This window comes from Treponema sp. OMZ 840, from assembly GCF_050937815.1.
Classification (GTDB): Bacteria; Spirochaetota; Spirochaetia; order Treponematales; family Treponemataceae; genus Treponema_C.
In genome coordinates this window covers 107,824-133,537 of record NZ_JACDIJ010000002.1, presented here as the reverse complement: position 1 = coordinate 133,537, position 25,714 = coordinate 107,824, and the positions used below count along the sequence as shown (strand labels likewise).

General features: G+C 44.3%; 29 protein-coding genes and 1 tRNA gene. 14 read left to right on the top strand and 16 right to left on the bottom strand.

Features of this window, described 5'->3' with window-relative positions; genetic code table 11:
• Positions 1-102: 102 nt before the first annotated feature.
• From H0R92_RS04085 to H0R92_RS04070, 4 genes are all read right to left on the bottom strand, one after another.
• Positions 103-1,182 carry a YkvI family membrane protein gene (locus H0R92_RS04085; RefSeq protein WP_432961463.1) on the bottom strand — a complete coding sequence of 360 codons (1,080 nt, stop codon included), beginning with the start codon at positions 1,180-1,182 and terminating at the stop codon, positions 103-105.
• A 95-nt stretch (positions 1,183-1,277) separates the two neighbouring features.
• A complete protein-coding gene (locus H0R92_RS04080) occupies positions 1,278-2,273 on the bottom strand; it encodes an ornithine cyclodeaminase family protein (RefSeq protein WP_432961461.1) in 996 nt (331 codons plus the stop codon).
• A 2-nt stretch (positions 2,274-2,275) separates the two neighbouring features.
• Positions 2,276-3,145, bottom strand: a complete 870-nt coding sequence (locus tag H0R92_RS04075; protein ID WP_432961459.1) for a hypothetical protein — start codon at positions 3,143-3,145, stop codon at positions 2,276-2,278.
• Between the two features lie 48 nt (positions 3,146-3,193).
• A complete protein-coding gene (locus H0R92_RS04070; protein WP_432961457.1) occupies positions 3,194-4,009 on the bottom strand; it encodes a TrmB family transcriptional regulator in 816 nt (271 codons plus the stop codon).
• A gap of 395 nt (positions 4,010-4,404) precedes the next feature.
• Here H0R92_RS04070 and H0R92_RS04065 point away from each other — a divergent pair.
• Positions 4,405-4,477: transfer RNA gene (locus H0R92_RS04065), tRNA-Thr, on the top strand.
• Positions 4,478-4,562: 85 nt separating this feature from the next.
• Here the strand turns inward: H0R92_RS04065 and H0R92_RS04060 are convergent.
• Genes H0R92_RS04060 through H0R92_RS04050 form a run of 3 tightly spaced genes read right to left on the bottom strand, consistent with a single transcriptional unit; the run spans position 4,563 to position 7,224 of the window.
• A complete protein-coding gene (locus H0R92_RS04060; protein ID WP_432961455.1) occupies positions 4,563-5,300 on the bottom strand; it encodes a lysophospholipid acyltransferase family protein in 738 nt (245 codons plus the stop codon).
• Positions 5,300-6,460: a glycosyltransferase gene (locus H0R92_RS04055; RefSeq protein WP_432961453.1), complete on the bottom strand. Its 1,161-nt coding sequence runs from the start codon at positions 6,458-6,460 to the stop codon at positions 5,300-5,302. The genes H0R92_RS04060 and H0R92_RS04055 overlap by 1 nt, the downstream gene beginning before the upstream one ends.
• Positions 6,457-7,224: a hypothetical protein gene (locus H0R92_RS04050; RefSeq protein ID WP_432961451.1), complete on the bottom strand. Its 768-nt coding sequence runs from the start codon at positions 7,222-7,224 to the stop codon at positions 6,457-6,459. The genes H0R92_RS04055 and H0R92_RS04050 overlap by 4 nt, the downstream gene beginning before the upstream one ends.
• A 146-nt stretch (positions 7,225-7,370) precedes the next feature.
• On the opposite strand from H0R92_RS04050, the gene purH reads away from it, so the two are divergent.
• Both purH and H0R92_RS04040 read left to right on the top strand, forming a co-directional pair.
• On the top strand, positions 7,371-8,969 hold the full coding sequence (purH, locus tag H0R92_RS04045; RefSeq protein WP_428770456.1) for a bifunctional phosphoribosylaminoimidazolecarboxamide formyltransferase/IMP cyclohydrolase: 1,599 nt from the start codon (positions 7,371-7,373) through the stop codon (positions 8,967-8,969).
• Between the two features lie 26 nt (positions 8,970-8,995).
• The gene (locus H0R92_RS04040; RefSeq protein ID WP_432961448.1) at positions 8,996-10,066 is read left to right on the top strand and encodes a phospho-N-acetylmuramoyl-pentapeptide-transferase; all 1,071 of its coding nucleotides are present in this window, start codon (positions 8,996-8,998) and stop codon (positions 10,064-10,066) included.
• On the opposite strand, the gene H0R92_RS04035 is transcribed toward H0R92_RS04040, so the two are convergent.
• From H0R92_RS04035 to H0R92_RS04005, 7 genes are all read right to left on the bottom strand, one after another.
• Positions 10,063-11,115 (bottom strand): LPP20 family lipoprotein, encoded by a 1,053-nt coding sequence (locus H0R92_RS04035; protein WP_432961446.1) that lies wholly within the window; start codon positions 11,113-11,115, stop codon positions 10,063-10,065. The two genes, H0R92_RS04040 and H0R92_RS04035, sit on opposite strands and share 4 nt — an antisense overlap.
• Positions 11,103-12,461 carry a hypothetical protein gene (locus tag H0R92_RS04030; RefSeq protein WP_432961444.1) on the bottom strand — a complete coding sequence of 453 codons (1,359 nt, stop codon included), beginning with the start codon at positions 12,459-12,461 and terminating at the stop codon, positions 11,103-11,105. The genes H0R92_RS04035 and H0R92_RS04030 overlap by 13 nt, the downstream gene beginning before the upstream one ends.
• Positions 12,462-12,474: 13 nt before the next feature.
• On the bottom strand, positions 12,475-13,170 hold the full coding sequence (locus H0R92_RS04025) for a penicillin-binding protein activator LpoB (RefSeq protein WP_432961442.1): 696 nt from the start codon (positions 13,168-13,170) through the stop codon (positions 12,475-12,477).
• Positions 13,167-14,396, bottom strand: a complete 1,230-nt coding sequence (locus H0R92_RS04020) for a M20 family metallo-hydrolase (RefSeq protein WP_432961440.1) — start codon at positions 14,394-14,396, stop codon at positions 13,167-13,169. The genes H0R92_RS04025 and H0R92_RS04020 overlap by 4 nt, the downstream gene beginning before the upstream one ends.
• A complete protein-coding gene (galE, locus tag H0R92_RS04015; RefSeq protein WP_432961438.1) occupies positions 14,393-15,382 on the bottom strand; it encodes a UDP-glucose 4-epimerase GalE in 990 nt (329 codons plus the stop codon). The genes H0R92_RS04020 and galE overlap by 4 nt, the downstream gene beginning before the upstream one ends.
• A 127-nt stretch (positions 15,383-15,509) precedes the next feature.
• Positions 15,510-16,040 (bottom strand): SRPBCC family protein, encoded by a 531-nt coding sequence (locus H0R92_RS04010; RefSeq protein WP_432961436.1) that lies wholly within the window; start codon positions 16,038-16,040, stop codon positions 15,510-15,512.
• Positions 16,015-16,674: a TetR/AcrR family transcriptional regulator gene (locus H0R92_RS04005; RefSeq protein WP_432961434.1), complete on the bottom strand. Its 660-nt coding sequence runs from the start codon at positions 16,672-16,674 to the stop codon at positions 16,015-16,017. Before H0R92_RS04005 ends, H0R92_RS04010 begins: the two co-directional genes overlap by 26 nt.
• Before the next feature lie 113 nt (positions 16,675-16,787).
• Here H0R92_RS04005 and prfA point away from each other — a divergent pair, with 113 nt between their 5' ends.
• The 9 genes from prfA to H0R92_RS03960 all read left to right on the top strand — a co-directional run bounded on the left by prfA (position 16,788) and on the right by H0R92_RS03960 (position 21,704).
• Positions 16,788-17,855 (top strand): peptide chain release factor 1, encoded by a 1,068-nt coding sequence (gene prfA / locus H0R92_RS04000; RefSeq protein ID WP_432961432.1) that lies wholly within the window; start codon positions 16,788-16,790, stop codon positions 17,853-17,855.
• A gap of 14 nt (positions 17,856-17,869) precedes the next feature.
• The gene (sdaAB, locus tag H0R92_RS03995) at positions 17,870-18,532 is read left to right on the top strand and encodes an L-serine ammonia-lyase, iron-sulfur-dependent subunit beta (RefSeq protein WP_432961430.1); all 663 of its coding nucleotides are present in this window, start codon (positions 17,870-17,872) and stop codon (positions 18,530-18,532) included.
• A 7-nt stretch (positions 18,533-18,539) separates the two neighbouring features.
• Positions 18,540-19,508, top strand: coding sequence for an L-serine ammonia-lyase, iron-sulfur-dependent, subunit alpha (locus tag H0R92_RS03990; protein ID WP_432961428.1), 969 nt, complete (start codon positions 18,540-18,542; stop codon positions 19,506-19,508).
• 1 nt (position 19,509) lies between these two features.
• Complete coding sequence (locus tag H0R92_RS03985; RefSeq protein WP_432961426.1) at positions 19,510-20,076, top strand: transglycosylase domain-containing protein; 567 nt, start codon at positions 19,510-19,512, stop codon at positions 20,074-20,076.
• Positions 20,077-20,268: 192 nt separating this feature from the next.
• A complete protein-coding gene (locus H0R92_RS03980; RefSeq protein ID WP_432961424.1) occupies positions 20,269-20,553 on the top strand; it encodes a BrnT family toxin in 285 nt (94 codons plus the stop codon).
• A 1-nt stretch (position 20,554) separates the two neighbouring features.
• Positions 20,555-20,767, top strand: coding sequence for a BrnA antitoxin family protein (locus tag H0R92_RS03975; protein ID WP_432961422.1), 213 nt, complete (start codon positions 20,555-20,557; stop codon positions 20,765-20,767).
• 193 nt (positions 20,768-20,960) lie between these two features.
• Positions 20,961-21,131 (top strand): hypothetical protein, encoded by a 171-nt coding sequence (locus H0R92_RS03970; RefSeq protein ID WP_432961420.1) that lies wholly within the window; start codon positions 20,961-20,963, stop codon positions 21,129-21,131.
• Positions 21,115-21,243: a hypothetical protein gene (locus tag H0R92_RS03965; protein WP_432961418.1), complete on the top strand. Its 129-nt coding sequence runs from the start codon at positions 21,115-21,117 to the stop codon at positions 21,241-21,243. Before H0R92_RS03970 ends, H0R92_RS03965 begins: the two co-directional genes overlap by 17 nt.
• Positions 21,244-21,350: 107 nt before the next feature.
• Positions 21,351-21,704, top strand: a complete 354-nt coding sequence (locus H0R92_RS03960; protein ID WP_432961416.1) for a hypothetical protein — start codon at positions 21,351-21,353, stop codon at positions 21,702-21,704.
• Between the two features lie 292 nt (positions 21,705-21,996).
• Here the strand turns inward: H0R92_RS03960 and H0R92_RS03955 are convergent, their stop codons facing one another.
• Together H0R92_RS03955 and H0R92_RS03950 are read right to left on the bottom strand one after the other, a co-directional pair.
• Positions 21,997-22,674, bottom strand: a complete 678-nt coding sequence (locus H0R92_RS03955) for a YoaK family protein (RefSeq protein WP_432961414.1) — start codon at positions 22,672-22,674, stop codon at positions 21,997-21,999.
• Positions 22,675-22,710: 36 nt separating this feature from the next.
• Entirely contained in the window at positions 22,711-23,286 is a 576-nt protein-coding gene (locus tag H0R92_RS03950) for a TetR/AcrR family transcriptional regulator (RefSeq protein ID WP_432961412.1), read from the bottom strand.
• 196 nt (positions 23,287-23,482) lie between these two features.
• Here H0R92_RS03950 and H0R92_RS03945 point away from each other — a divergent pair, with 196 nt between their 5' ends.
• Both H0R92_RS03945 and H0R92_RS03940 read left to right on the top strand, forming a co-directional pair.
• Positions 23,483-24,274 carry an outer membrane lipoprotein-sorting protein gene (locus H0R92_RS03945; RefSeq protein ID WP_432961410.1) on the top strand — a complete coding sequence of 264 codons (792 nt, stop codon included), beginning with the start codon at positions 23,483-23,485 and terminating at the stop codon, positions 24,272-24,274.
• Positions 24,275-24,358: 84 nt separating this feature from the next.
• Positions 24,359-25,702, top strand: coding sequence for a hypothetical protein (locus H0R92_RS03940; RefSeq protein ID WP_432961408.1), 1,344 nt, complete (start codon positions 24,359-24,361; stop codon positions 25,700-25,702).
• Positions 25,703-25,714 lie beyond the last annotated feature (12 nt).

Here is a 25,714-nt window from a genome sequence, read left to right as displayed (position 1 = left end):
AAAAACGGCAGCCGTCTATGAGTGCCCCGTCTATGACGAGCGCTGTCTATGACGGCCAGTGTCTACGGGAGCCGGTTCGGACTTTTTAAGAATTTAAAAAACTTAAGCCGCATGCTTCAAGAGCCGTTTTATCACCGAAATAGATAAACAGATAAAAACAAAAAGTCCGATATAACCGATATAGGGATAAATAAAATTAATCAATACGCTGAACGGCAGCCGGCCTATAAAGTAAGCACTTAGGGCCAAAACCGATGCCGAAACTTTGAATTTTACACTGCTGTCGTCGGGAGCGATTTTGTTACATGCAGTCCATAACATCGGTACGGCGGTCGTATAAATACCGGAATATAAAATTATCGAATAAAGTAAGCCCGCTTTAGGGAAAACGGAATCCGCAATAAAAACGAGGGGCATTTCTTTATTGAATAAGTGTGAAATATTACCCAAAAGACTGTAATTAATAAGCATTGCTATCGCAAAAAACACAAAACTGCTGAGCAGCCCCGTCCAAACAGCTTCTTTTTTGCTTTTCATTTTTCCGCCCAATTCGGCTAAAAAAGGGTAGAGGGTTAGAGCGCAAAATGTTGCATAATTGATACCGGACAAAAACCAAAACCGCGAAGCCTGCTTTAAGCCGTATGTTCCGATATGCTCCGAAAAAGCGGGTGTCCATTCGGCGGTACGGACAATGCTGTATATGGAGAGAACGACAATAATCAGTATGATAATATGACCGATTTTTGCTATCACGTTTACCAGCTTTTCAAAACCCGATAAAACGGTGCCTAATGACAATACAAGCATAATCAAGCGTCCTATCCTGTTCGGAAGAAAAAAGTATTCGGATAAAAGCGTTCCGGCTCCGGAAATCATAACTATATAAATGGAAAAAAGAATAAGCGGGGTAAGCCATCCGAATAAAGCGCCGATATATTTTCCGCAGTATACTTCATATATTTTGTTGGCATCGGAAATTTGCTTTGTCCGGCCGGTTTCAATCGTTACGCTTGTAAAAAAGCAAAAGAGTAACAACATAATAAGTCCCGCAAGAGCGCTTTTCACTAAGCCGAAAGAAGAAAAAAACTGTATGATTTCCTGCCCGCTTGCAAGACCGGAGCCTATCAGGTACGCAATAATAGCGCCCGTATAATCGAATATTCTAAAAGTATTTTTTTTCATAACAGCAACATGTTTAACCGGATGTATCGGAACGTGTAAAAGCCTCCGTTGTCCGACTTTTCCGACACATCCGGCATTTTCGGATATATGTACCCTTACATTTCTATAACACTGCCGGTTTGTGCCGCAGCCGCTTTTTCGTAAATACGGCGGGCGGTAACAAGGTCAAGAACGGCGCTTCCGGTTGTTTTAAAGAACGTCATTTCGTTATCGGACGTCCGTCCCGGTATCTTCCCGGCCAAAACGGCACCCAGTTCGCCGGTAATTTTATCGGCGCTGAAAATACCCTTTTGCATCGGCTTTATCAAATCGCCCGATTCTTTTACCGCATCGCCCGTATCGATATATATTTTGTCCGCATTGACAATGATTTTTTCATCGATTTCCGACATTGCAGGCGTATAAGAACCGACACCGTTGATATGAACGCCTTTTTTTACAAGAGAACCGTCAAAAACCGGATTGTTTGAAGTGGTTACGGCCGTGATTACATCGGCGTCCTTTATCGCTTCTTCCGAAGAATCGGCACTGACGATTTTAACGTTAAACTTTGCTCCGAATTTTTGCGCCGTTTTTTCCGCAAAATCTTTTGCACGCTCTTTGTTTATATCAAACACTTTTACGAGTTCTATCGGCCGAACGGTTAACACCGCTTCAAGCTGACTTTCGGCTTGACCGCCCGTTCCGAACAAGGCAAACACTTTACTGTCTTTGCGCGACAGGATGTCCGTTGCAGCTCCGGCAACCGCTCCCGTTCTGACTCTGGTTAAGTGCGTACCGTCCATCATGCAGTTAACTTCGCCCGTTTCACAATTCACCAAAATCATGGTAGCCGGCACACTGGTTAAGCCCTTTTCGATATTACCCGGATACACGGAAACGATTTTTACGCCCAAAGCGTCCGCATCTTCGGCATAACCGTACATGTACAGGTTTTGCCCGTTATGCTTTTTTATATCCAAATTAGCCCGAAGCGGAATATTGCTTTTTCCTTCGGAATATAATTTTAATGCATCCTTATCGGCTTGAATGGCATCCTTCATCGTAAAAACTTCGGCCATTTGCCGTGCATTAAGAACCGTAATTTTCATACTTACTCCTGTGTTTTGCGTGTACTTAAAAGCATAGTAATTGCGCTGTAAATAATAACTGCGGCAACCACCCACTGCAAAGCGGACGTATTAAGGCTTTTTACGACGAAAACGGCAACCAATACACCGAGAACACCCAAGGTGGAAGTAAAAAGTGTAATTTTTCTGCCATAAGAATCGAGTTTTATAAACTGCATTGAGCCGACGGGAACCGAGAACGTACAAGCACCCATCATAATCGGAAAGGTTACGCCGGGATTTAAGCCCATTGCATAGACAGTCGCCATAGTAAGTGCATAAGAACCGATACCGATATTGTTCAATGCACCGTAAATCAAACAAAGGACGGCAAATAAAGCTAATTTCCACCCCGTAAGAGCGGTGTCTTCGCCGCCGGAAGGATAGATATTAAATTTGTTTGCGAGAATAAGGGCTGCAGCAATTAAAAGACCTGCAGAAATAAATTTTTTAATGATGTTTACCGGAAGTTTTACGACAAAACGGGGACTTACATAGGCTCCGATAACTTGACATACAATTGCAATAATCAAAGTGGCCATTCCGACATTGATAGTGGAAATATAGCACAAAGCCATAACAGCAACGGGAACTACACATTCGGTATTTAATGTTCCCGGTAATTTTTTAGCATCAAGCCATTTTACTTTCGGATATAAAGCAGAACCGATTGCAAAATCGGAAATTCCGAAGGTAGACAGCAAAAAGATTATAAATGAAGATATTGCCATTGCAATCGGATTGCCGGGTTCTTTCATCACTTCATGTTTGTGAGCAATTAAATCCCGCACAAAATAGACAACAAAAATTCCGTTTACTACGGCAACCAAAGAAAGAATAATCGTAACAAGCATATAATGCCTCCTAAAAAATTCGGCGGGGCTTTATTGCACTTTTCCGCCTTAGTCTTGGAAGGAGAATACATTACGAAGCTCTTTCATATCGTCACCGAATTCCGTTGTAACCTGTTTTTTCAAATGTTCAATCATTTTAAGGCTGTAGGCATCGTGGAGGGCATATTCTTTAGCAAAAAACACCATACGGCTGTTTTTTGTATAAGTTGCTTCAACTTTTCCGTTTTCTTTAATGCTTGCGGATAAAGTTTCTTCTCCGTCAACCGTTACTACAAGCCAGCGGTTTCCCAGTTCGGCCAGTTTTTCCTGCTCAAAACCGTGCTTGTATACATGCGTTATTTTCGTTTTATATTTTCCGGACAGGTCGTACAAAACAACGAGTACCTTGCCCAACTCTCTTTGCTTTTTAACAAGACAGTCTTCCATACACGAATCCAGCTCGTCGGCCCAAATTTGAACACAGATTTCTTTAGACGCACGGTTCAGCATTTCATAGATTTTAACCTTTACCGCATCCATCGAATACAAATTCCAAATATCTTCTTTCGATTCCGGTTCTCCGATCTCCTGAGCCTGCTTACGCAGTCGATTCAGATTTTCCGTTATTTTTTTTTCAATAACACCCGACACTTCGGAAACCGACTGTGCATTATAAAGGATTTTTTTATCCCGTCTGGTTAAGGCAACAGCGCCCTTTTGCAGCAATGTTTCAAGCACTCCGTATACTTTAGAGCGCGGAACGGCGGAGATTTTACTCACTTCGTATCCGGTACACGGACCGCTTTCCAGCAAAGATACATAGACCCTGCTTTCGGATTCCGTAAATCCGAAATTTTTAAGCAAAAAAACCATTTTTTCAGTCATCCGAAAACCTTCTTCGCGTAAGAAATCATGTTCCGGAAAATACTATGAACGGTTTTTATAAGTTTTGCAATACCCTTAGTCGCTGCAGAATCCGGCACTATGCTTCGCAAAGCATAGCTACCTTTGGTAACTACTATCCTCCTTTTCGAATATTATACTCCTATAACATTTAATTGTAAAGCTTTATTCGTGATATTTTTATAGAATTCCTTTAAATAATGCTTTTTTTATCTTTTTTTTGACTTTTTTACGTTTTTTAACGGAGTTCCGATGATCCGCCGACGTGCTCGGCATCCGTCTTGACCCGACTTTCTTTTTTCGGTATAATTGAATTTCAAGTGTAATCGCAGTGCTGCCGGTTCCGTAAAAACCGACAGTTTATGCTTTAAAAGTACGCCAACTTAGCTCACTTGGCAGAGCAGCTCATTCGTAATGAGCAGGTACAGGGTTCGATTCCCTGAGTTGGCTTATTCTTACAATCAAATCGATTTTCAATAAAACGGCCGCAGTTACAAGCGGCTTTTTTTTCGGTATGTACTCTTGATGCATGAACTTACGAGCCTTCTCCGACAACACGGGGCATTGCACCCTTGTAAAACCGGCGGCTTCCTCCGCGTCTGTTTATTTCATTTTGAATAAGATTTCTTACGTGTTCGGAAAATCGGCGCACGGCTTTTAAATCGACCTTTCCCGTATCACGGTTTTTACACTCGAATAAGTCGGGGTGAACGGGGTCCGATATATAAAGGCGGACACGCGGTTTTGTTCCGCTTTTATCGGGAACAAAAACGGTTGCAAGAGGCACGACGGGAATATCGAGTTCGGCGGCGACTAAAAAAGCTCCCGGATGAAAGGGAAACACGTCTTGATTGCGTATGTAGCACTCGCCTTCGGGATAAAAATGCACAAAACGCCGCCACATCAAACCCCTTGCGCATTCTTTCGGTAAATTAAACATCGAGCGGATGCTCGGCGGAACGGGTACGCCGCCCAAAAGCCGGCAAAGGGTTCCCAAAAACGGAACGAGAATAACGCTTTCCAATAAAGTATGAAAAGAACGGCGCGGAAAAACCGCCGCCGACATGAGAACGGGATCTAAAAAAGTCGTATGATTCGATACCAAAACCGCCTTTTTACAATTTTTTAATTTGGAACGTCCGATAATGCGCGAGCGGTAAAAAACGTAATATATGCTGTACGCAATAATCATAAGGGGATAAAAAACAAGCGCGGAAGCGGCTCGAAAAAACAAATTCGAATCAATGAGCGGGCGGCCTTTTTTATAGGGCATCAGTGTACAATCCTTCCCTTCCATTCATAGCCCTTTCCGAAAGCGGAACGGTACCACGAAATAAGGGCAATATACAATAGGTTTAAAAACATCAGCGGATATATAAAAGCAAGCCAGCGTTTCATTTTACGTGTTTTGCATACAACAGCCCATGTTCCGCCGACAAAAAGGATGTGAATCCACAGGGCGACAAGTTCAAAAGAAACGGGTTTCCCGGCGACGGCCGTGTACACAGTTAATCCGAGGGCAAGAAAAGGAGGCATGGTCATAAAAATTAAAATGCCGATTACAGCCGACACAAGGATGACATTGTTTTTGCCGATAAAATCAAAGATATTTTTGCTTATGCCGTTAATGCAGCTTTTCCACGAAGTATACATACGGCACAAAGCCGCATCCTTTAAATCCAAAAATACGGTTTTATAGCCGTGAGCTTTCATTTCGCGGGCAAGAGAAACGTCTTCGGTTGTGCGGTCTTTTACCAAGTCGAAGCCCCCGCACTTTTCAAACGAATCTTTTTTAACGCAAATATATTGACCGATAGCAACCGCTAAAACGGGGGCTTTCCCCCATTTACATACCCACATCGGCAGGATAAAACCGCTTAATAAATACAAAAGCGGAATCGTCGCTTTTTCGCCGAGCGTTTTTGTTTTTTGTGTAATATAGCCCGATAAAAAATCCACCTTATGATACAGCATATTAGTAACGGCAAGAGAAACGGAATCGGATGAATGCACCGTATCCGCATCGGTAAAAAGAAGATATTCGCCGTTTGCATGCTCGCACAGTTGTTTCATTGCAAATACTTTTCCCCTCCAATCGGGAGGCAGCGGTTTTCCCGAATATATTTTTAACCGGTCGGGATAAAGTTTTTGCAACTTTTGCAGCAGTTCGTGTGTGCGGTCGGTGGAGTTGTCGTCCAAAACCAAAACCTCATAGTTTTTATAAGATTGGTGCATAAACGATTCGACACAAGGCTCAATATGGATTTCTTCGTCGCGCGCGGGAATCAATACCGAAACAAGGGGACCGTCGGTTATTTCCGCTTTTTTTGTTTCATGCAGCATCCACAGCGCATTGATTACCGACAAGCCGAAAAAATAAACCCCCAAGCCGATAAGTATCCAATAAAATGCAGTAAGCACAAATGCCGTCATAGGCTCTGTTCCTTTGTTTCCGCTTGTTTTTTTAAGTCAAGAGCAAAAAAATTTGAAGGATAAACCGCTAATGCTTTTTCTATCCATTCCAAAGCGTCTTTATATTTTTCCAGCTGAATATACGCATAGGCAATCGCACTCGTTATATTGAAGGTGTCGTCGTTTTCAAGTTTAATACCGGGGATTTCCAAAATACGTTTCATTTCTTTTATCCCTTTACGGTGATTGTGAAAGGGACTCGGAGCATAAATGTGTTGGGCATGCAAAAGGTACATTGCCGCACCGTTTTTGGGGTCGGCGTCGATAACCTGCTTTGCAAACTTGCCGATTTTTAAACCGTTGGACATGGCATAGGATACGGGTTTGACGGCGCAGTTTTGCGACATATTTTCGCCCTGTAAAAGGAGTGCTTCCGGCCCTTCTTTGATACTCAAAGCTTTTTGAACCGCTTCCAGCGCCCTATCGTAATAAAAACCCGCTTTTTCTTTATTTTGAGCATACGCATAACTTCTTCCCATATAGTAATCGCAGCGCGCAGAGGCAACATATAAGTCGTAGTCCGAAAGCGAAGAGGCGATATCCTGCATTGTTTTTTCGTACAGCTTCAATAAATCATCGTGATTTAAGGGATTGTTGTACATTGCGTCCCGAAAAACCGCAAGAGAGGCAAGCGGAAGATTTGTCTGTACATTTTGAGCGGACAAACCTGCATAGAATGTACAAAATAAGACAATGTAAATAAAAAGTGTACGACTTTGTTTCATTATTTCACTATACAGTCTGACAGCAAAAAAGACAAGTGTCAAGTGAATAAAGGGCCGAATTTATTTTAAATTTTTATTCCGCTTTATATAAATCCCGATTTATGATATAATACGGCTTGTCTAAAATCAATTATACGGGACGGACTATGAAAAAAAGAGCTCTTATAAGCGTATTCGATAAAAACGGTATTGCCGATTTATGTACCTTTTTACATCAACACGATTGGGAAATCGTTTCCACCGGCGGAACGGCTTCTTATCTTAAAGACAAGGGCCTTCCCGTAACGGATGTCAGCTCGATAACGGGATTTCCCGAATGTTTGGACGGCCGGGTAAAAACCCTGCATCCTGCCGTTCATGCGGGCCTTTTGGCACGGCGTTCCGATACGGCTCACATGGATACAATTGCCGAATTGAACATAACGCCGATAGACCTTGTATGTGTAAACCTCTATCCCTTTTTTGAAAAGGTTAAGGCAGGCCTTAGCTTTGACGAAACGATTGAATTTATCGATATAGGCGGCCCGTCCATGCTGCGTTCGGCGGCGAAAAACTTTAAAGACGTAATAGTGTTGACCGACCCTGCCGACTATGAAGCGGTGCGTTCTTGTTTGGAAACGGGCGAAGTCGATTTTGATTTGCGGCGCGCGTTGGCGGCAAAGGTGTTTAACTTGACGTCGGCTTACGATGCGGCGATAGCGCGCTTTATGCTTGATTCCTCCGTTTCCGCGGCCGGGCAAAATAAAGAAAACGCGGCTAAAACCGAAAGCCTTTCCGTTTTTCCGTCCTATTATACCGTCCCCCTCGTTAAAAAACAGGAACTGCGCTACGGCGAAAACGCTCACCAAAAGGCCGCCCTCTATGTGGAAGCGGACAAAGCGGGAAGCTTTGCTTCGATGGAACAGCTGCAGGGCAAAGAACTTTCTTACAATAATATGCGCGACTTGGATGTCGCATGGAAGGCCGTATGCGCATACAACCGCTATGTGGAAAACAAAAGCTTTTTTGTCGTTGCCCTTAAACACAATACCCCCTGCGGAGCCGCCTCCGGAAAGTCGCTGCTTGAAGCATACGAGCGCGCATTTGACTGCGACCCCGTATCGATATTCGGCGGTATTTTGGGCTGCTCGCACACCGTGGATGCGGCGGCCGCCGAAAAGATGAAAGAATGTTTTTTGGAAGTTATTGCCGCCCCCGATTTTACCGAAGAAGCTTTACAGGTTTTTGCTTCCAAAAAGAATTTGCGCTTAATCCGTATGAAAGCACAAGCGCAGTCCCGTTTTGAAAGCGTATCGGTTGACGGCGGCCTTTTGGTGCAAAGCGCGGATACGGGTTTATTCGATTCGTGGAATGTCGTTACAAAGGCGCAGCCGAAAGAAAGCCATAAAGCCGATGCGGTTTTCGGCATGACGGTTGCGATGTTTGCAAAATCGAACGCCATTGTCGTTGTAAAGGACGCCGCCGCCGTCGGTATAGGCTGCGGACAAACAAACCGCATTTGGGCGACAAAACAGGCATTGGAGCGCGCAAAAGAGGTAACCGATAAGGCGGGAACTGCGCAGGCCGAAGTGCTTATAAGCGACGCTTTTTTTCCGTTCGGCGACTGTGTGGAAAAGGCCGCCGAATTCGGCATAAAAACAATCATCCAGCCCGGCGGTTCCGTCCGCGACGCCGAATCGATTGAAGCCGCCGACAGGCTCGGTATTGCAATGGTGTTTACGGGCAGGCGCCACTTTAAGCACTAATATTTTTTAACTTAAGAGGCAGTATTATGTTATATCATTTCGGCTCATATATTATGCTCTTTTTCGGCCCCGGACGCCTTTTGCAATCTTATGCGGTGCTTATTTCCCTTGCACTGTATACGGGCTTTATAGCGGCCTACGTTTTACTTCCTCGCTGTTACCGTTTTTTGCCTGTAGACAGAGGCAGAGAATTTTCCGTAAATGCCGACGCCGCCAAGGGAAAACCGACGGGCAGCGGATTCGTATTTATAAGCATATTTATTTTTGTCAGCGCTTTATTTGCCCCGCTAAATTTCCTTCAAGTCATTATGCTTGTATTGACATGGCTTTCCATGCTGACCGGATTTTTAGACGACCGGAGTATACTGAGTTGGGGCGAATATAAAAAAGGCTCTTTAGATTTGCTGATTTCACTTGCCGCATCCGCAGTCCTTTACTATTTGAATCCGCTCACCGACACAGCCGGACGGGTACTGTTTTGGCTTCCCTTTATCGCCGAACCCGTCGGAATAGCAATGCCCGTATATATAAGCATAGCAACCCTGCTTTTATGGGCATCGATCAACACGACAAACTGTACCGACGGAGTAGACGGTCTTTCGAGTACATTGGTGCTTATTGCCCTTATTACAATGGGCGTTCTTTTTTATTTTGTATTGGGTCATAAAGATATCGCAGCCTATCTTCTCATCCCCCATTTACAGGACGGAGCTTCTTGGGCAATTATAACCTTTTCTCTTGCAGGCTCTCTTATGGGATACCTGTGGCATAATGCTTTTCCGAGCAAGGTTCTTATGGGAGATGCAGGAAGCAGGGCTTTGGGTTTTTTTATCGGTGTGTCCGTTTTAGTCAGCGGAAACCCGTTTTTAATTTTAGCAACATCTTCGGTTATCTTTTTAAACGGCGGTATGGGATTGGTTAAAGTCGCCTTGCTACGGTTTTTAAAAATTCGTATATTCGACTCGATTCGATTTCCCCTGCATGATCATATGAGAAAAAACAGAAATTGGTCGCCGACACAAATACTGGTTAAGTTTATGATTTTGCAGGTTTTGGTAACCATTGCCGTGTTAGGTATTCTCTTAAAAGTCCGCTAATTCCCCATTGTAAGCATTTGTGCCGAAAAATCGTTTTTTATGAGGGATTCAAGCGTGCGCAAGGCTCTTTGTTCGGCTTCGCTTTCGGTAAAATGCGCTTCACGCCCGCTTGCAGTCCACGGCAGCACGACTTTACCCGACGCCGTATCCGTCAGTTCGGCTTTGAGCACATAACGAACATATTTATTTTGAGAAGAAGCGGAAACAACCAGCGGCTCCACAGACAAAACGGCTTTAAGTATATAAGGCGCATCCGTAAAACCCGATTGTTTTTCGGAGAGCGTTTTAAAGCCGGCTTCTTTGAAAACTTGCGAAAAAGCGCTTGCAATTCTGCCGCTGTTATCGTCTGCAACCTCTACGGCAATATGTATTTTTTGAAGTTCCCGTTCGCGCAACGCTTGTACCGTTTGTGTGTTTTTATACGCTAAAGAAAGCCGTTTGTATTTTAACGGATGTACAACGGCTAAAATCGATATAAACCCGTCGTTTTCGGCAGCGTCACGGACGGCGGAATTTAAAGCCCGTATGCTTTCAAAACTCGCAGGGTTTTCGGCCGACATCGCAATAAAGGCGTTTATACCGTTTTCATTGTCGGTTATCTTTTTTTCATAATACGAACCGACCTCTTCTCGATTGATAAGGGCAAGGGCATATACGTCGCCGTCGGGGGCAGTCCACACTTCCTGAATTTTTAACCCGACAATCTCATTTATAAGGGAAAGCGTATTAACTTCGGAAGCAAACCTTCTGCCCACCCCTTCTTTTTCCGAATCCATTGTTTGCACGGAAGATGTTTGGGCCTTTACTTTTTGACTGATTGATTTTGTAAGGACTGCAACCGCTGCCGATTCTGCGGAATTACGGTCTTTTGCATAACCGACTCCGCACAAATATTCGCCGTCGGGATACACCGCAGACGCCTCTATTACCCATTGCGGCATTTTTTTTACAGCGGAAGCGGAAACGCAGGACATCAGGATTCCCGTAAAAAAGCAAAAACACGCAAAGCTTCCCGTTCGGTATTTTTTATCGCTTTTTATTGCATACATACAAACTCCGTAATGTTAAGCATAGTGTTTTTTACTAAAACATCTTTTTTTATGTCTTTATACAAAAGCTTTCTTTGTTTATCATAACAGCTTATATGCACCGTGTACAGGCCGCCGTCTAAATTCAAACCGCCCGCCCATACGGCAGCCGGAAAATACCGGGAACAACGAAGGTCAGCGCGTTCTGAAATTTCTATAAATATTCCGGAAAGCAGCCGTAAAAAACCGCCCAGAGCTTTTATATCGGAACTGCCGTCATCTTGGGAAACGAGGGCGGCTTCCGCTGCCGCCGAAGCAAGCGTTTTCGAAAGGGTTCTGACAAATGTTTTTGTATATATAAGCGATTGTTTTTGCCGAAACGTATCTTCAGCTATGTTTTCCATGCTTTCCAGTATCTCAAGTGTTCCGGCGCTTTTGTTTCCGCTGCCGTCAATCGCTTCAATATATACGGATGAAATACGTGAAGACCTTTTTTGCATAACCGGAATCGCTATTTTAAACCAAGTACCGCCGGTTATATCGGGAATACGGAATATTTTTTCTTTTTTTATCGGAGAACGCCCTGTAAAACACAGAATGTTTAACCGGGCTTTTTCCGGCGGTACGGAAAATTCCTGTTCCACCGCCGCAGGAAGCGGAAACGGATATAAAGAACGCTGGGTTTGAAATGCCGATTCCAAATATTTTTTATCGATTATGGCGCTGTCGCTGCTGTTTTCGCTTCGATACAGCAAAAGACTTATGTAACGGGCAAAGGCGGAATTATGAAATTCCAAATCAAACGGTAAATCAAGCCTGCCTTGTGCATACGAATCGGACAAGTTCAATTCCGCCATTTGTTTTTCGGCTTGTTGTTTTGCTGCAAAAACCTCTTTTTCGTATTTTGACGATAACCGTTTCAGCTTATTATCAAACCGGCGAATCTCTACAAAGGCGTCTTCGATTTTGTCCAATCGGATATAATTGAGCGCCATAAACAAATTGGTATAAATATCTTCGTAATCTTCGCCGGCATAATCGATTACCGAATCGTTAAGCACAAAAGAACCGATCGCTTGCGAAACGCTTTTTGCAGCATAATAGTCTATAAGGGTTTCCGCTTGAGAAAGCTGCCGGTTTGAAGCATCGTAATCGCCTGCAAAATGTAAAAGCATGCCGGCATCAAGATGATAAAGAAGTTTATCCTGAGCGGCATATAAGCGTTTTTGCTCCGCATCGAGGCGTTTATATACTCCCGCATAGTTTCCGACTAAAAGGTCCGTATCATATGCCGCATGATCCGCAGTTACACAAGCTGTAAAAAAAACAAGAGTACACCAAAAGAGAATACCCGCAAAACGTTTCATAGAAGCTCACGTTTTAAAAGCGTATTGCAGCCCTTGTTATAAGCTTTTTAATTTCCGAATTTTCACCTATCCACAATTTGCGGTTGGTTTCTATATCGATGAGTTCGGCCGTAACATAATAGGTGCGCGTCGATTTTTTTGTGTTCATATCCACAATGGTTTTTACCGCACCGATGAGCATAAAGTCGGCTCCCGTTTCGTTGGCAAGACGCTTTGCCGTTTCTTCGCTTGCCCATTCCTGTTGTTCTTTACGCTCTTGGCGTAAATCGCCGCGCTCGCTTGATGAAGCGACAAAATCAACCTTACCGCTGTTTACAAGAGCCGCTTCGAATTTTTTTACCAAAATCGAGGTATCGATATGCTCGTCGCTTTGATTTTTAAAGGTGCCGACAATAACAACCGGAAACTTTCCCTTCGTTCTCGTATAATTGTTTATTGCGGGTGCGTTTGTACATTCTTTTATCAGCGTGTCGGCTACGAGGCGCACATCCGTGTCGTTCCAATAGCCGCTTAAATCGGTTACGGTTTCGGCGTCGATACGCTCAACCTTGGGCGTTTCGCAGCCGGTGAAGACTGCAAGAAAACCGAGCAGCAAAAAAGCGGCGGCGAGGGCGGTAAAACGGCTGCATGCGGTAATTCCCGCACATGAGGCCGATATGCGGCAAGAGCGCTTTACATAAAACGGTACGTGAGCATGATTTTTTTTCATAAATCCTTACCTCCGAAAATTGCGGCGAGAACCTTTGCGTCCTGCACAAGATTTTTGATTTTGCAGTATTCGTTCGGCTGGTGGGCGGTTTCGTCCAAGGTGCTCCATACGGCAGCGTTATAACCTTTTATGCGTAAATAGCCGCCGACCGTGCCGCCGCCGATTCCGATGGGGCGGGCTTTTTTGCCGGTAACCTTTTTAATCGCCGCTGTCAATTCCGTAACTACGGGAGCGTCGACGGGGGTTGCAGGCGATTCGACCGCCTGCTCTTCGCTGTATTTGATTTTTACGCCGTATTTTTCTTCAATTTCGGCAATAGCTTTACGGGCTTCAGCGCGTACTTCGGCAAGGGTATAGCAGGGAAGTATTCGGCAGTCCATGTAAAATACGTCTTCGCCGGGGATTGTGTTGACGTTCGGTACATTTGCTTCTTTTTTTGTCGGCTGAAAGGTTGAATACGGCGGCTCGAACAATTTGTCGCGTTTTTTAAAGACTTTTTCCAAAGCGTTCAGTTTGAGCGCAAGGACGCAGCCCGCCAAATACGCGTTGTTTCCGAGGTTCGGCATGGAACCGTGCGCCTGTTTTCCGCGGATAACGAGCTTCATCCATAAAAGGTTTTTTTCGGCAACTTCGATTGTTTCGCCTTTTGAGTCGCCTCCGTCGGGAATGATGATAATATCCTGTTTGCGGAACAATTTATGCTTTTTTAAAAGATATTGAATGCCGTAAGCCGAACCGACTTCTTCATCGGCGGCGAACAAAAGCTTTACCGTGTTTTCGGGAACAATGCCGTTTTTTACAAAGGCAAGGGCCGCAAACACACCGCTGCATAAGCCCTGTTGATTGTCTTCCACACCGCGGCCGAATATTTTGCCGCCTTTTTCGTATACCTTCCAGGGGTCGCTCGACCACAGCGAAAGCTCTCCGACCGGCACAACATCCAAGTGGGCTATAACCCAAACGGTACGCTTGTCGTTTTTACCCTCTATCGTCGCAACCAAATTGGGGCGGTATCCGCAGGCAACGCGGCCGTCCGGAGCGTCGAAGCGCTCAAGCTGTGTAATGCCCTGAGCGGTCAACCATTCTTCGAGTGCTTTGCATTTTTCGGCTTCTCCCTGACCGCCGCTTTCGGGGGCAAGGGCAGGATGCGACGTTAAAAGCGTTTCCAATTCGATAATATTTTCGGTTTGTCCGTCAAGCCACTTACTTATTGTTTTAAAACTCATATGTTACCTCTTTCTTTTATGTGTTTTTTATATACCGCCCATGTGGATGAAACAAGGCTGTCAATGTCCGAATATTCCGCCTTCCAGCCGATCTTTTCGCGCGCATAAGCCGACGTTGCATACAAACAGGCGGGGTCTCCTGCGCGGCGGCCAGTGTGAACGGCGGGAATGGGCTTGCCCGTAATGCGCCGGGCGGCTTCAAGCATTTCCGAAACGGAAACGCCGTTTTCGCTTCCCAAGTTGACGGTTAAGCTTTCGTTGTTTTTTACGATGTATTCAAGGGCCTTTACGTGGGCAATCGCTAAATCTTTTACATGTACGTAATCGCGGATGCAGGTACCGTCGCGCGTATCGTAGTCGGTACCGAAAATCTGCAATTCTTTGCGCATACCGCAGGCGGTTTCCATAATAACGGGCAAAAGGTTTGCGGGGTTTTGCTCAAGTCCCGTAATAACGCCGTCCGGATCATAGCCTGCCGCATTAAAATAACGCAGGGCGGCGAATTTTAAGCCTTTGAGTTTATCGTACCACGCCATGTAGTGTTCAATATCGAGTTTTGTAAAGCCGTAATAATTTTCGGGATTTGTCGGGTGTTTTTCATCGATGGGTAAATATTCCGGAGAACCGAAAACGGCTGCGGAAGAAGAAAAAACCATATACTTACAGTTATGTGCAAGGGCGGCGTTTAGAATATTGATAGTACCCGAAATATTGTTTATCGAATATTTTTCGGGCTTTATCATCGATTCGCCTGCCGCCTTAAAAGCCGCCAAATGGATAAATGCGTCAAAGCCCCGCGCAAAGGCCGCATCGAGGGCTTCAGGGTGTAAAATATCGCCTGCTATAAAGCCGTTTTCGGGAAAAAGATTTTGAAGCAAGCCCGACGAAAGATTGTCGAACACCGTTATCTTATGGCCCGATGCCATAAGTTCTTTTACAGCGTGGCTTCCGATATAACCGGCGCCGCCTATAACCAATACATTCATACTGACTCCGTTTCCGGCGTGTTTCGGTTTTTATTTTAACTGTGCACAAGACATCGCCGGCCGCAAAAAGTATAACCGAAAGGGCAAAAAACTGCAATGTTTTACAGGCCGGGCAGGCGCCTTTGGTTTATGTGGTTACAGTTTCGCCGGCTTTTAAGCGTTCGACGGGAATTCGCTCGGGGTATTTGCCTTCGGTAAGAATTTCGGTTAAATATTTATTGTCCAAAATCATATCGTCGCGGATAAGCTGCCAGTTGCATTTTTTACGGAAGATGATTTTAAAAAACAAAAAATTCATAAGGGGTCCGACGACAGGCGTTGTCATGCCGAACGATTCGGTATGCGAAAAGCGGCAGCCTTCTTTTGTCCGTGTTCCTTCAAACGTGATAAAAGCGGTTCCCTTATCGCTTTTGAATACGAACAAAAAACGGTTATCGTCACGCTCGCTCGTTACGATGGTGCCGGTTACATCGTAGTCGAGACCCATAACGATTTCGTAAAAGCGGACTTTGCTGCCCACATTTACGTTTCCGTCATAAAGCTCGCACGCCAAATGATAGGGACTCCACTTTACGAATTCTTCTTCGAAATTGTCGGCCCACGCGCAGAGTTTTTCAAACGGCGCGGGAATATCAACCTGTTCGTGTAAGGTTATCATATACAAGCCTCCTGTATTTTTCTTTTTCTGCAGCCGGCGCATTTAAAACGCGGGCGCAAAAGTCGATCATGGAATCCATAAGTTTTCGAGCATTGCCGTCTTTTTTTTCATGTACATAGCCGAAATCGTACATCATTTCCCCGATGCCGCCGGCAATAAAAACGGCCGTTTTATGAACAGTTTCGGCGTCGGCTTTGTACCAACTCAGCGAGCGTATGAATATTTCCCAAACTTCAACAAATTTTTGCGTCAGTTCTTCTTTGAGTTTTAAAGCATACAAAAGATTGTCCGGCGAGGATGCGGCTTCTTTTCCGTGTACATCTTCTTTTACCGTTTTTAAAAACAGGGAGGTTGCCTGAGCCATAAGAGTGTGCGCATCGTTTTTATGCGCGTCGATTGTATCCTGCACGGCCTGTATATAGCGCTCGGTGTAGCGGCGTAAAACGGCACGGTAAATTTCTTCTTTCGATTTAAAATAATAGTAAAAAACGCTGGGCGAAGATGTCCGGTCGTTTGCGGTATCCAAAATATCCCGTACCGAAGTGTTTATATAGCCTTTTGAAAAAAACAGCGAGGCCGCCGCGTCGATCAATTGATTTTGCCTGATTTTTCCGGCATCTTTTTTTTCGGACATATTTTTTCCGCCCTTATAGAACAATATTCTATAAACATTATAGAATATTGTTCTATAAAATGCAAGGATAAAAAACGCTTGCCTGTGTGTCTTTTTTTCTATATAATTCCGTTATGATTAAACGGCTTGAACAAATGGCTGAACGGTTTAAAGAATTGAATGAGGCCGTTCAGGATCCGGAGTTGATAAAAAATCCGAAACAATATAAAGATGTGATGCGCGAACATTCGCATTTGTCGGAGGTAATGCGCGAATTCGAGGAGTATAAAAAGCTTTTGCAGGGTATTGAGGACGCAAAGCATTTGATTACCGAAGAAGACGATCACGATATGAAGGAATTTGCGCGCGAAGAATTAAAGGAGCTTGAAGAAAAGCTTCCCGAAATGGAAGAAAAGCTCAAATTTTTGCTGATTCCGCCCGACCCTCTGGAAGAAAAAAATATTATTATGGAAATCCGCGGAGGTGCCGGCGGCGACGAAGCCTCGCTGTTTGCGGCGGATTTGTTCCGTATGTACACGCGCTATGCGGATATGAAGGGCTGGAAGTACGAAATTATGGGCGCAAACGAAACCGAGGTGGGCGGTTATAAGGAAATATCTTTTTCGATAAGCGGAAAATACGTGTACGGCAGTTTGCGCTATGAGGGCGGGGTTCACCGTGTTCAGCGTGTGCCGGAAACCGAATCGCAGGGGCGCGTGCATACAAGTGCGGTTACGGTGGCGGTGCTGCCGGAGGCCGAAGAAACGGAAATCGAAATACGGCCTGAAGATTTACGGGTTGACGTGATGAGGGCGGGCGGCCCGGGCGGTCAGTGCGTCAACACAACCGATTCGGCGGTGCGTCTTACCCACTTGCCGACGGGCTTGGTGGTTATTCAGCAGGACGAAAAAAGTCAGATAAAAAACAAAGCGAAGGCTATGCGCGTTTTGCGGGCGCGGCTTTTCGATTTGGAAGAGTCCAAAAAAAATGCCGAGCGGGCGGCGGCGCGCAAAAGCATGGTCGGTTCGGGCGAGCGCTCCGAGCGTATCCGCACTTATAACTTTCCGCAAAACCGCGTAACCGACCACCGCATCAATTTAACATTGTACAAGCTCGATTACATTATGCAGGGCTATTGCGACGAGCTTATAGACGCTCTGTGCATTTACGCAAAGGAAGAGCGGCTGCATAACGAATTGTAAAAAACGGCGGCGGTATGGATATAAGCGTGTTTCAGGTTGCAGGGCCTGTTATGACCGGGCCTTCGAGTTCTCACACGGCGGGGGCGGCGCGCCTTGCACGTATTGCCGCGAACATTGCACGGCCGCCCTTTGCAAAGGTGAGTTTCGGCTTATTCGGAAGTTTTGCCGAAACGGGACGCGGGCACGGAACGGATAAGGCTTTGGTCGCAGGCGTTTTGGGTTTTTACGAAGACGATGAGCGCATTGCCGACTCCTTTTCGTACGCGCGCAACGCGGGTTTGGCCTTCGACTTTTACGAAGCCGATTTGGAAGGCATGCACGAAAATTCCGCCCGGCTTACCTTTACGAAAAACGACGGCTCAAGCTGTGAAATTACCGGCTCTTCGGTCGGCGGCGGGAGAATCCTTGTAAAATCAATAGACGGATTCGACACCGAATTCGCGGCGGAAACAAACACCCTCATTGTGTTTCAAAAAGACGTTCCCGGCGTTATAAGCGAGATTTCGGGCGTTTTGGCGCAAAACAAAATCAACATAGCGGTTATGAAGGTGAGCCGTAAAGAACGCGGCGGCTTTGCATGCTGTATTATCGAAACCGATTCGGCCGTTGAAGCGGGTATAAAAGAAAAGCTCGACGCATTGGCGAACGTGCTTTCGGTGATTGTCATAAACGTGTAGGTGAGCTGTGTATCGGAACTTTGAACAATTGTGTGCGCTGTGCGCTGCGGAAAAAAAACCTCTGTGGCGTCTTATTTTGGATAACGAGTGCGCCTTGCAAAACACAAGCAAAGAGGCGGTTTTTGCCGAATTGGATAAGCGCTTTAGGGTTATGGAAGAATCGGCTTTCAAAGCCCTGAACACTCCCTTGAGCGCCGAGCGCAGTCTTATAAGCGGTTACGCAAGCCGCCACCACGCATATACACAAAAGGGCTCTTTTTTATGCGGCAGCTTTATAAACCGCGTTATGTCGCTTGCCCTTTCGGTGTCGGAAGTGAACGCTTCGATGGGGCGCATTTGCGCCGCCCCGACCGCCGGTTCAAGCGGGATTATCCCTGCGGTTTTGATTGCTCTGTATGAGCGGGAGTTTCCCGTCGATACGGGGCATACGGCGGACTCAACTGATAAAGCGGAAGCTGCGGCAGGTTCGGTCGACAAAGCGGGTGCGGCGGACGGTCAAACTTTATCTGCCTCCCGCAAAAAAATTCTCTGCGCACTTTTAACCGCGTCAGGACTCGGTGCGGTTATCGTAAAAAATGCAACCGTTTCCGGGGCCGAGGGCGGCTGTCAAGCCGAATGCGCTTCGGCTGCGGCAATGGCTTCGGCAGCTGCGGTTGAATTTGCCGGCGGTACGATCGAACAAAGCATGAACGCTTTTTCTTTTTCTCTTATGAACGCGATGGGCCTTGTGTGCGACCCCATCGCCGGCTTGGTGCAGATTCCCTGTGCCCAGCGGAATGCAAGCCAGGCGGTAAACGCCCTTATAAGTGCGGACATGGCGCTTGCGGGCATGAGCTCGCCCGTTCCCCCCGATGAAGTGCTTGAAGCGATGTTCCGTACGGGGAAAATGCTTCCCGCAGCCCTCAAAGAAACGGCAAAGGGCGGTCTTGCCGCAACAAAAACCGCAAAAAGCTTGGCAAAGGAACTGCTGGGATAAGATGAAAATAATAAGGTTTTTATTTGCAGCCGTATTATTTATAACTTCTTGTCATATAGGAATAAATTTATTTATAAAAAGTAAAGCGGTACCGATTTCAAAAGAAACAATACAAAAGGAGATTTCCGTTGTTTTAACCGATAATCAAATGCAGATTGCAAGTTATATATTTACAAAAAATAAAAATCCGAGATTTAAACATCTTCTTTTGTTGCCGGATATGTTTTCCGTTAAAAATAATGTTGCACGGTATACGGCGGAATTTTATCTTGCAAATAATGACCAAATAAAAACGATAACGACTACGGAGCGTCGGTTTATAATAATTGCAACGGCAAGGTACATTGTCAAACATATAGATTATAAAGATTGTTATAATTATTTTTTTTCAAAGTGTTATTTCGGCCGCAACGTTTTCGGACTCAAAAACGCCTGCAAATTTTACTTTAATAAGAATTCTACGGATTTAACCGAAGCGGAATTTACAAAATTATGTTTACTTATTATGAATCCCGCCAAGTACGATTTTTTACCTTCTTCTATAGACTCCGATAAAGCCCCTCCTTGATTTTTACACACGAAACAGGAATGCCTTATCAGAATATTATTAATTATTATCTGGCGGAATGCGTAAAAGAAAAAAAGCGGATGATGGTTGCATTTTCAAAACAAAACCTCTCAATAATGGGGCATGTGCACTTTTCCTTCCGTTTTCTATTTTTTCTTGACAAAAGAATTGAAGCATAATTATAATATAATTATGGATATACGGTTTGAATGGGATCCGGCTAAAGCCGAAAAGAATCTGAAAAAACACAATATTTCTTTTGACGAAGCTAAAACGGTTTTTTATGATCCGAATGCTTTATTGATTTCCGATCCGGAACATTCTACTGAAGAAGATAGATTTATTATATTGGGGATAAGCGCTTTATCTAAAATATTGGTTGTTTGTCATTGTTATCGTGAAAATGACGCAGTAATAAGAATAATTTCAGCCCGCAAAGCAACAATAAATGAAGCCGGACAATATGGAGGTAATTAAAATGAAAGAAGAATATGATTTTTCACGTGCAATAAAAAATCCTTATTTCGCAAAACTGAAACAACAAATCACCATCAGGCTTGACGAACAGGTAATTGAATATTTTAAAAAAATGTCCGACGAAACGGGAATGCCCTATCAGAATATTATTAATTATTATCTGTTGGAATGCGTAAAAGAAAAAAAGCGGATGAAGGTTGCATTTACAAAATAAAGCCTCTCAATAATGGGCAAGAAGGAATTTGTAATACGGGCGTTCCGGCGTCGGCTGTTTTATAGGCTAAGGCAGGGGCAAGCCGCGGCATACTATATTGGCGGCAAAGTTTTAAATAGATATAATAAAAGGGTGCATTTTTTTGTGAAATATATTATAATGAATTTGATAAATACGTTTACGGAGGTGAAATATGGCCACATCAAGTTTAGCAAAATCGTTTGTTCTAAAAACAAAAAAAGAAACCGCTAATTTTGTAAAACTGTTTTCGGAACAGAAAAATCAAAAGCCGTTAAAAGATGTACATATTGAAACTCTTTCACAAGAACGTTTAAGTAAATTGATCCATGCAAAAAGAAAATAGTTTTGAGCTTATCCGGCTATTTGATTTATTGGCAACAGAGGGCGGAGAAAGCTTTTTAAATCTCGTATCGGATGGATTTTCTTCCATCAATAAGGATGTTGAAGATTTTTAAAAGAAAAAGCCGTTCAATCAACAAAACTTAATACTTCATCAACCTATCTTGTAGTTTCTTCGGAAGCGGATTTTAATATTTTAGGATACTTTACCTTGGCGACAAAAATGCTGACTTTGAAAAAAGACTTTTTGACAAAATCCGAAATAAAAGTTATCAGCCGCTTCGGATATTATGATGAAGATTCTCAGTCTTATAAAATTCCTGCCCTTCTTATCGCTCAGTTCAGCAGAAACTTTAATGAGAAGTCAAAATCCATTAAGGGCTGTGATTTGATGAATGTTGTTTTAAAACAAGTAAAACATATTTTAAATTTAACCAGCGGAAAAACGGTTTTTGTCGAATGTGAAAAAATAGAAAAGGTAGTAAATTTCTATGTAGAAAACGGGTTTCACATTTTAGACAATGAAAGTATGTCTGAAAACAAAAAAGATCTTATACAGCTGTATCGGCTGCTATAACAAATAAAAACGGCACTTTTTTATTCCCGAGAACATAGTGCCGAAATAGAGCAAAAAAGGCCGTTTTTGTGAGAATTTTCAGATAACGCCCCTTCCTGATTTTACACACGGCACAGGAATGCCCTATCGGAATATTATTAATTATTATCTGGCGGAATGCGTAAAAGAAAAAAAGCGGATGAAGGTTGCATTTACAAAATAAAGCCTCTAAACAATGGGCAAGAAGGAATTTGTAATACGGGCGCCGGTTCCGCACTTCGGTCACGCTCATCTGTCCGCTGACGCATTTTTTTTAACGACTGCGCAAAGATAAAAGAATATAGGCGGTACTGATAAAAACCAAACAAAAATAAATGGAATTGTCGGCAAAGGTTCGAGTTAAAAAAGCGCCCGTTCCGGCCCCTATGCCGAAAAAAACGATTACCGATATATATTGTATAAAGCGCCTTCCCGCCGAAGCGTCTTTTTTATACAAAAAAGAATACAAATATTGCATCGCAGTTTTTAAATTGCCGGTGATCATTGTCGTTGCGACGGCAGAGCCTTCCAGTTTATTGAAAGTTCCGACTTGAACGGCGGCCAAAAAAGAAACGGTACAAGTTGTAAACAAAGGATGTGTGTGTGCAGAGGTAAGACCTATAACAATCAATACGAGCGCTTTGAATAACAAAACAATTTTTACTTTTTTTGTTTGACTTGCAATAAAAGATACGCTTTTTACATATTCGGATAAAAGAATACCGAACGAAAAAAACAGAATCGGAAGCAAATACTGCCGAACGCGGCCGTATTCGCCGTTAAAAAGGGAAATTGAAAGCAAAACCAAATTGCCCGTTTGCGCATTTGCAAAAACGCCGTTTTTTAAAATAAAAGTATATGAGTCCAAAAAGCCGCCTAAAAGGGCAAGAACAAGAGCGACATAAAGACTTTCGTGAATGTCGGCGGATATTGTTTGCTTTTTTTTATTCATTGCCGTTTTTCCATGTCCTCGAAACCGGGCGGATTTTTATATTTGTTTTATAAACAAAGCTTCAAACAGAGGAAACCAAAAATCAAAACCGTTTCCTATCTTTTGCCTGTTTGCGCACAAAACGGCTATGGCGGCAATTGCCGCTCCGATTTGCTCATCGGTTAAGGAGATGTTCATGTTTTTCTTTTTCCAAATTTCCCGTATGCGCTTGATAAAATCGGCATTATCCCGGGCCGCCGCCGGATCCTCATTCCATACCAAAACTTCAAGCAACCCGGCGTTATCGCCTGCGTACAATTTATTCGTTGCCGTTTTGCGCAAAAAACCGTCCGCCCAGTCTTTAAAAAAATCCTGCGGACTTATATTCTTTTTTTCTATCGTTTCCGCAATTGCGCTGCGTATTTTGTTTTTTTCGTCGCGCAAAATTTCGTTGTACAAACTTTCTTTGTCTTTATAAAAATTATAAAAACCGCCCAGAGAAATACCGGCTTTTTCGGTCAGCATTTGTATTCTAAATGCTTTAAACCCGTACGCACCGAACATATCGGCGGCTATCTCTTTTATTTTTTTGCGTAATGCTTTACGCTCCTCATCGGTATACGCGCGTCCCACAACTCCTCCTTTATTTATCGTGTCTGTTTTATCATAACTTGTGTAAAAGAGAATTGCAATACGGCCGCCGTCTTTGCTGCAATACGCCGGCCGCCTGCACGTAATAAACCTTGCCGCTAAAAAAACACTTGAAACATTTCATAGATAGGTATATTATAAAAATGTTATATAAGACTAATTTTTTAGGAGGAAGTCTATGACAAAAAAAGCCTTATGTATACTACTCTCTCTTTGCGCCGCCTTGATTGCAGCTACGGCGGATGCGGCTGCGCAGGATGTAACGGGACGCGATATTATGCTTAAAGCCGAAAACCGCGAAAAAGCCGATACAAGTTCTTTTCAAATGGAAATGATTTTAATCAATGCGGGCGGAAGCAAACGGGTTCGTGAAGTTTCGGCATATAAAAAAGAATATGCAGGCGAAACAAAAAGCGTTATGGTCTTTTTAAAGCCCGCAGACGTTACGGGAGTCGGATACCTTTCGTTTTCGTATGACGAAGCAAGTAAAGATGACGACCGCTGGCTCTATATGCCGGCATTAAAAAAATCGCGGCGCATAAGCGGTTCTTCCGGCGGGGATTATTTTATGGGAACCGACTTTACCTACGACGATATGAGCGGTCATAAAACCGACGACTACGAGCACAAACTCTTGGGAACGGAAACTCAGGGCGGTAAAACCTGCTGGAAAATCGAATCGACGCCCAAACAAAAATCCGCATATTCCAAATTCGTTTCATGGATCGACCGGGAATCCCTTTTGCAGACAAAGGCCGAATTCTATGACAAACAGGGAGCTTTGTTAAAAGTTTTGACTGCCGACAGCATAGAAAAGGTAAACGGTTTTTGGATTGCAAAAAAAATGGAAATGGTCAATGTGCAAAAAAAACATACAACCGTTTTGCTGACTAAAAAAATCGAATTCAATAAAGACATTCCCGACTCGTTTTTCCGCGTATCTTCTTTGGAATCGGGAAAAATAAAATAAGGTTGCCCTGTAAAGGAAACCTTGGGCCGCATATAAGGGAACAGTACTCTTTATTGCGGGTCGCTATATATAAGGAAGTGTTATATGAAAAACTCATTTTTTTCCGGACTTTCGGTTCCGCTGTGTATAGCCGCTTTTGTGCTTTGCCTGTTTCCCGCCGGCGCTCAGGATACGGGAAGCGAAGATTTTTTTGAAAACGAAACAGTACTTGCACTCGATTTCGGCGGAAAAGTTCAAACCGTACACGGCGTGCAGCTTGTATCCCCCTTTGATTATGCCGCGTCCCGCACCCTCGCGGAAATCCGCGGCGAAGCCGCTTTCGGAAACTCAAGCGCCTTTGTGTCCTTTTGCGCCGAATACAATTACCGCAGCAAATCCCGTACGGGTTTTCGTTTAAATGAAGCTTATTACCGCTATACCGGAGATTTTTTGGATTTTACGGCGGGACGTCAAATTATTGCATGGGGGCAATCGGACGGCTTCCGCTTAACCGATGTGTTTTCCGCACGGGACCTGCGCGATCCTGTCGGCTCGGATACGGATTCTTCACAACGTGCCGTTGATGCGCTTCGCCTGCGCTTTTTGCACGATGTCTTTACCTTTGAAGTTACCGCCGTTCCCTTTTTTACGCCGGATAAGCTTCCGCCCTTTTTTTTCGAAAGCGCCGCGGACACCGAATTTTTTTCAATCGATTTGCCGCGAACGTTTGAGATAGGAGGCATGAGCGTGCCGATTAAATACAGTTTGCAGCATGCCGAACGCCCGCGTAAATTTACGGACACCGAAGCCGGAGCGCGCCTGTCGTTTTTTTTCCCGCTCATGGACTTTTCCCTTTCAGGCTTTTACGGTTGGGATAAAACGCCCTATTACGAACGTACAACAGGAGGGATTACAAATCCGATAAACGTCACGCTGCACGAAAAATATGCGCGCATCGCAATGGCCGGTTTTGACGCGGCAATTCCCGCAGGAGATTTTCTTATCCGCCTTGAAGGCGCATGGATAGGCGGCCGCCGCTTTAACCCGCCGTTAGACAAGATTTTTAATCAGCCCGCCGAAAAAAATCAGCTTTTACTGCTTGCAGGCTTCGATTGGAATTACCGCGGATGGTTTGCGAGCCTCCAATACTTTGAAGACTTAATCGTCGACCGCAAAGACGACACACAGCGCGAAATGCATGAAGGTTTTGTAAGTTTTAATGTAAGCAAAACGCTTTTGCGCGATACGCTTAAACTTTCGGCAGCGGGCTCCGTCGGAGCAAACTACGGCGATATGTTTGCAAAGTTTTCGGCAGACTATGCCCTTACCGATAATCTGCACACAGTCATCGGCGCCGACGTGTACACAAAGGGGGTTGACGGCAAAGGCCGCTTCGCCGCAATGAAGGCTTTAAACGCTTTGTGGATAAAAGGAACTTTCAGCTGGTAAATACATTCAGCC

Excerpts from the sequence above, each read along its gene's own strand:
- H0R92_RS04085 (WP_432961463.1), bottom strand. The coding sequence starts at position 1,182 with ATGAAAAAAAATACTTTTAGAATATTCGATTATACGGGCGCTATTATT.
- H0R92_RS04080 (WP_432961461.1), bottom strand. The coding sequence starts at position 2,273 with ATGAAAATTACGGTTCTTAATGCACGGCAAATGGCCGAAGTTTTTACG.
- H0R92_RS04075 (WP_432961459.1), bottom strand. The coding sequence starts at position 3,145 with ATGCTTGTTACGATTATTCTTTCTTTGGTTGCCGTAGTAAACGGAATT.
- H0R92_RS04070 (WP_432961457.1), bottom strand. The coding sequence starts at position 4,009 with ATGACTGAAAAAATGGTTTTTTTGCTTAAAAATTTCGGATTTACGGAA.
- H0R92_RS04060 (WP_432961455.1), bottom strand. The coding sequence starts at position 5,300 with ATGCCCTATAAAAAAGGCCGCCCGCTCATTGATTCGAATTTGTTTTTT.
- H0R92_RS04055 (WP_432961453.1), bottom strand. The coding sequence starts at position 6,460 with ATGACGGCATTTGTGCTTACTGCATTTTATTGGATACTTATCGGCTTG.
- H0R92_RS04050 (WP_432961451.1), bottom strand. The coding sequence starts at position 7,224 with ATGAAACAAAGTCGTACACTTTTTATTTACATTGTCTTATTTTGTACA.
- purH (WP_428770456.1), top strand. The coding sequence starts at position 7,371 with ATGAAAAAAAGAGCTCTTATAAGCGTATTCGATAAAAACGGTATTGCC.
- H0R92_RS04040 (WP_432961448.1), top strand. The coding sequence starts at position 8,996 with ATGTTATATCATTTCGGCTCATATATTATGCTCTTTTTCGGCCCCGGA.
- H0R92_RS04035 (WP_432961446.1), bottom strand. The coding sequence starts at position 11,115 with ATGTATGCAATAAAAAGCGATAAAAAATACCGAACGGGAAGCTTTGCG.
- H0R92_RS04030 (WP_432961444.1), bottom strand. The coding sequence starts at position 12,461 with ATGAAACGTTTTGCGGGTATTCTCTTTTGGTGTACTCTTGTTTTTTTT.
- H0R92_RS04025 (WP_432961442.1), bottom strand. The coding sequence starts at position 13,170 with ATGAAAAAAAATCATGCTCACGTACCGTTTTATGTAAAGCGCTCTTGC.
- H0R92_RS04020 (WP_432961440.1), bottom strand. The coding sequence starts at position 14,396 with ATGAGTTTTAAAACAATAAGTAAGTGGCTTGACGGACAAACCGAAAAT.
- galE (WP_432961438.1), bottom strand. The coding sequence starts at position 15,382 with ATGAATGTATTGGTTATAGGCGGCGCCGGTTATATCGGAAGCCACGCT.
- H0R92_RS04010 (WP_432961436.1), bottom strand. The coding sequence starts at position 16,040 with ATGATAACCTTACACGAACAGGTTGATATTCCCGCGCCGTTTGAAAAA.
- H0R92_RS04005 (WP_432961434.1), bottom strand. The coding sequence starts at position 16,674 with ATGTCCGAAAAAAAAGATGCCGGAAAAATCAGGCAAAATCAATTGATC.
- prfA (WP_432961432.1), top strand. The coding sequence starts at position 16,788 with ATGATTAAACGGCTTGAACAAATGGCTGAACGGTTTAAAGAATTGAAT.
- sdaAB (WP_432961430.1), top strand. The coding sequence starts at position 17,870 with ATGGATATAAGCGTGTTTCAGGTTGCAGGGCCTGTTATGACCGGGCCT.
- H0R92_RS03985 (WP_432961426.1), top strand. The coding sequence starts at position 19,510 with ATGAAAATAATAAGGTTTTTATTTGCAGCCGTATTATTTATAACTTCT.
- H0R92_RS03980 (WP_432961424.1), top strand. The coding sequence starts at position 20,269 with ATGGATATACGGTTTGAATGGGATCCGGCTAAAGCCGAAAAGAATCTG.
- H0R92_RS03975 (WP_432961422.1), top strand. The coding sequence starts at position 20,555 with ATGAAAGAAGAATATGATTTTTCACGTGCAATAAAAAATCCTTATTTC.
- H0R92_RS03970 (WP_432961420.1), top strand. The coding sequence starts at position 20,961 with ATGGCCACATCAAGTTTAGCAAAATCGTTTGTTCTAAAAACAAAAAAA.
- H0R92_RS03965 (WP_432961418.1), top strand. The coding sequence starts at position 21,115 with ATGCAAAAAGAAAATAGTTTTGAGCTTATCCGGCTATTTGATTTATTG.
- H0R92_RS03960 (WP_432961416.1), top strand. The coding sequence starts at position 21,351 with ATGCTGACTTTGAAAAAAGACTTTTTGACAAAATCCGAAATAAAAGTT.
- H0R92_RS03955 (WP_432961414.1), bottom strand. The coding sequence starts at position 22,674 with ATGAATAAAAAAAAGCAAACAATATCCGCCGACATTCACGAAAGTCTT.
- H0R92_RS03945 (WP_432961410.1), top strand. The coding sequence starts at position 23,483 with ATGACAAAAAAAGCCTTATGTATACTACTCTCTCTTTGCGCCGCCTTG.
- H0R92_RS03940 (WP_432961408.1), top strand. The coding sequence starts at position 24,359 with ATGAAAAACTCATTTTTTTCCGGACTTTCGGTTCCGCTGTGTATAGCC.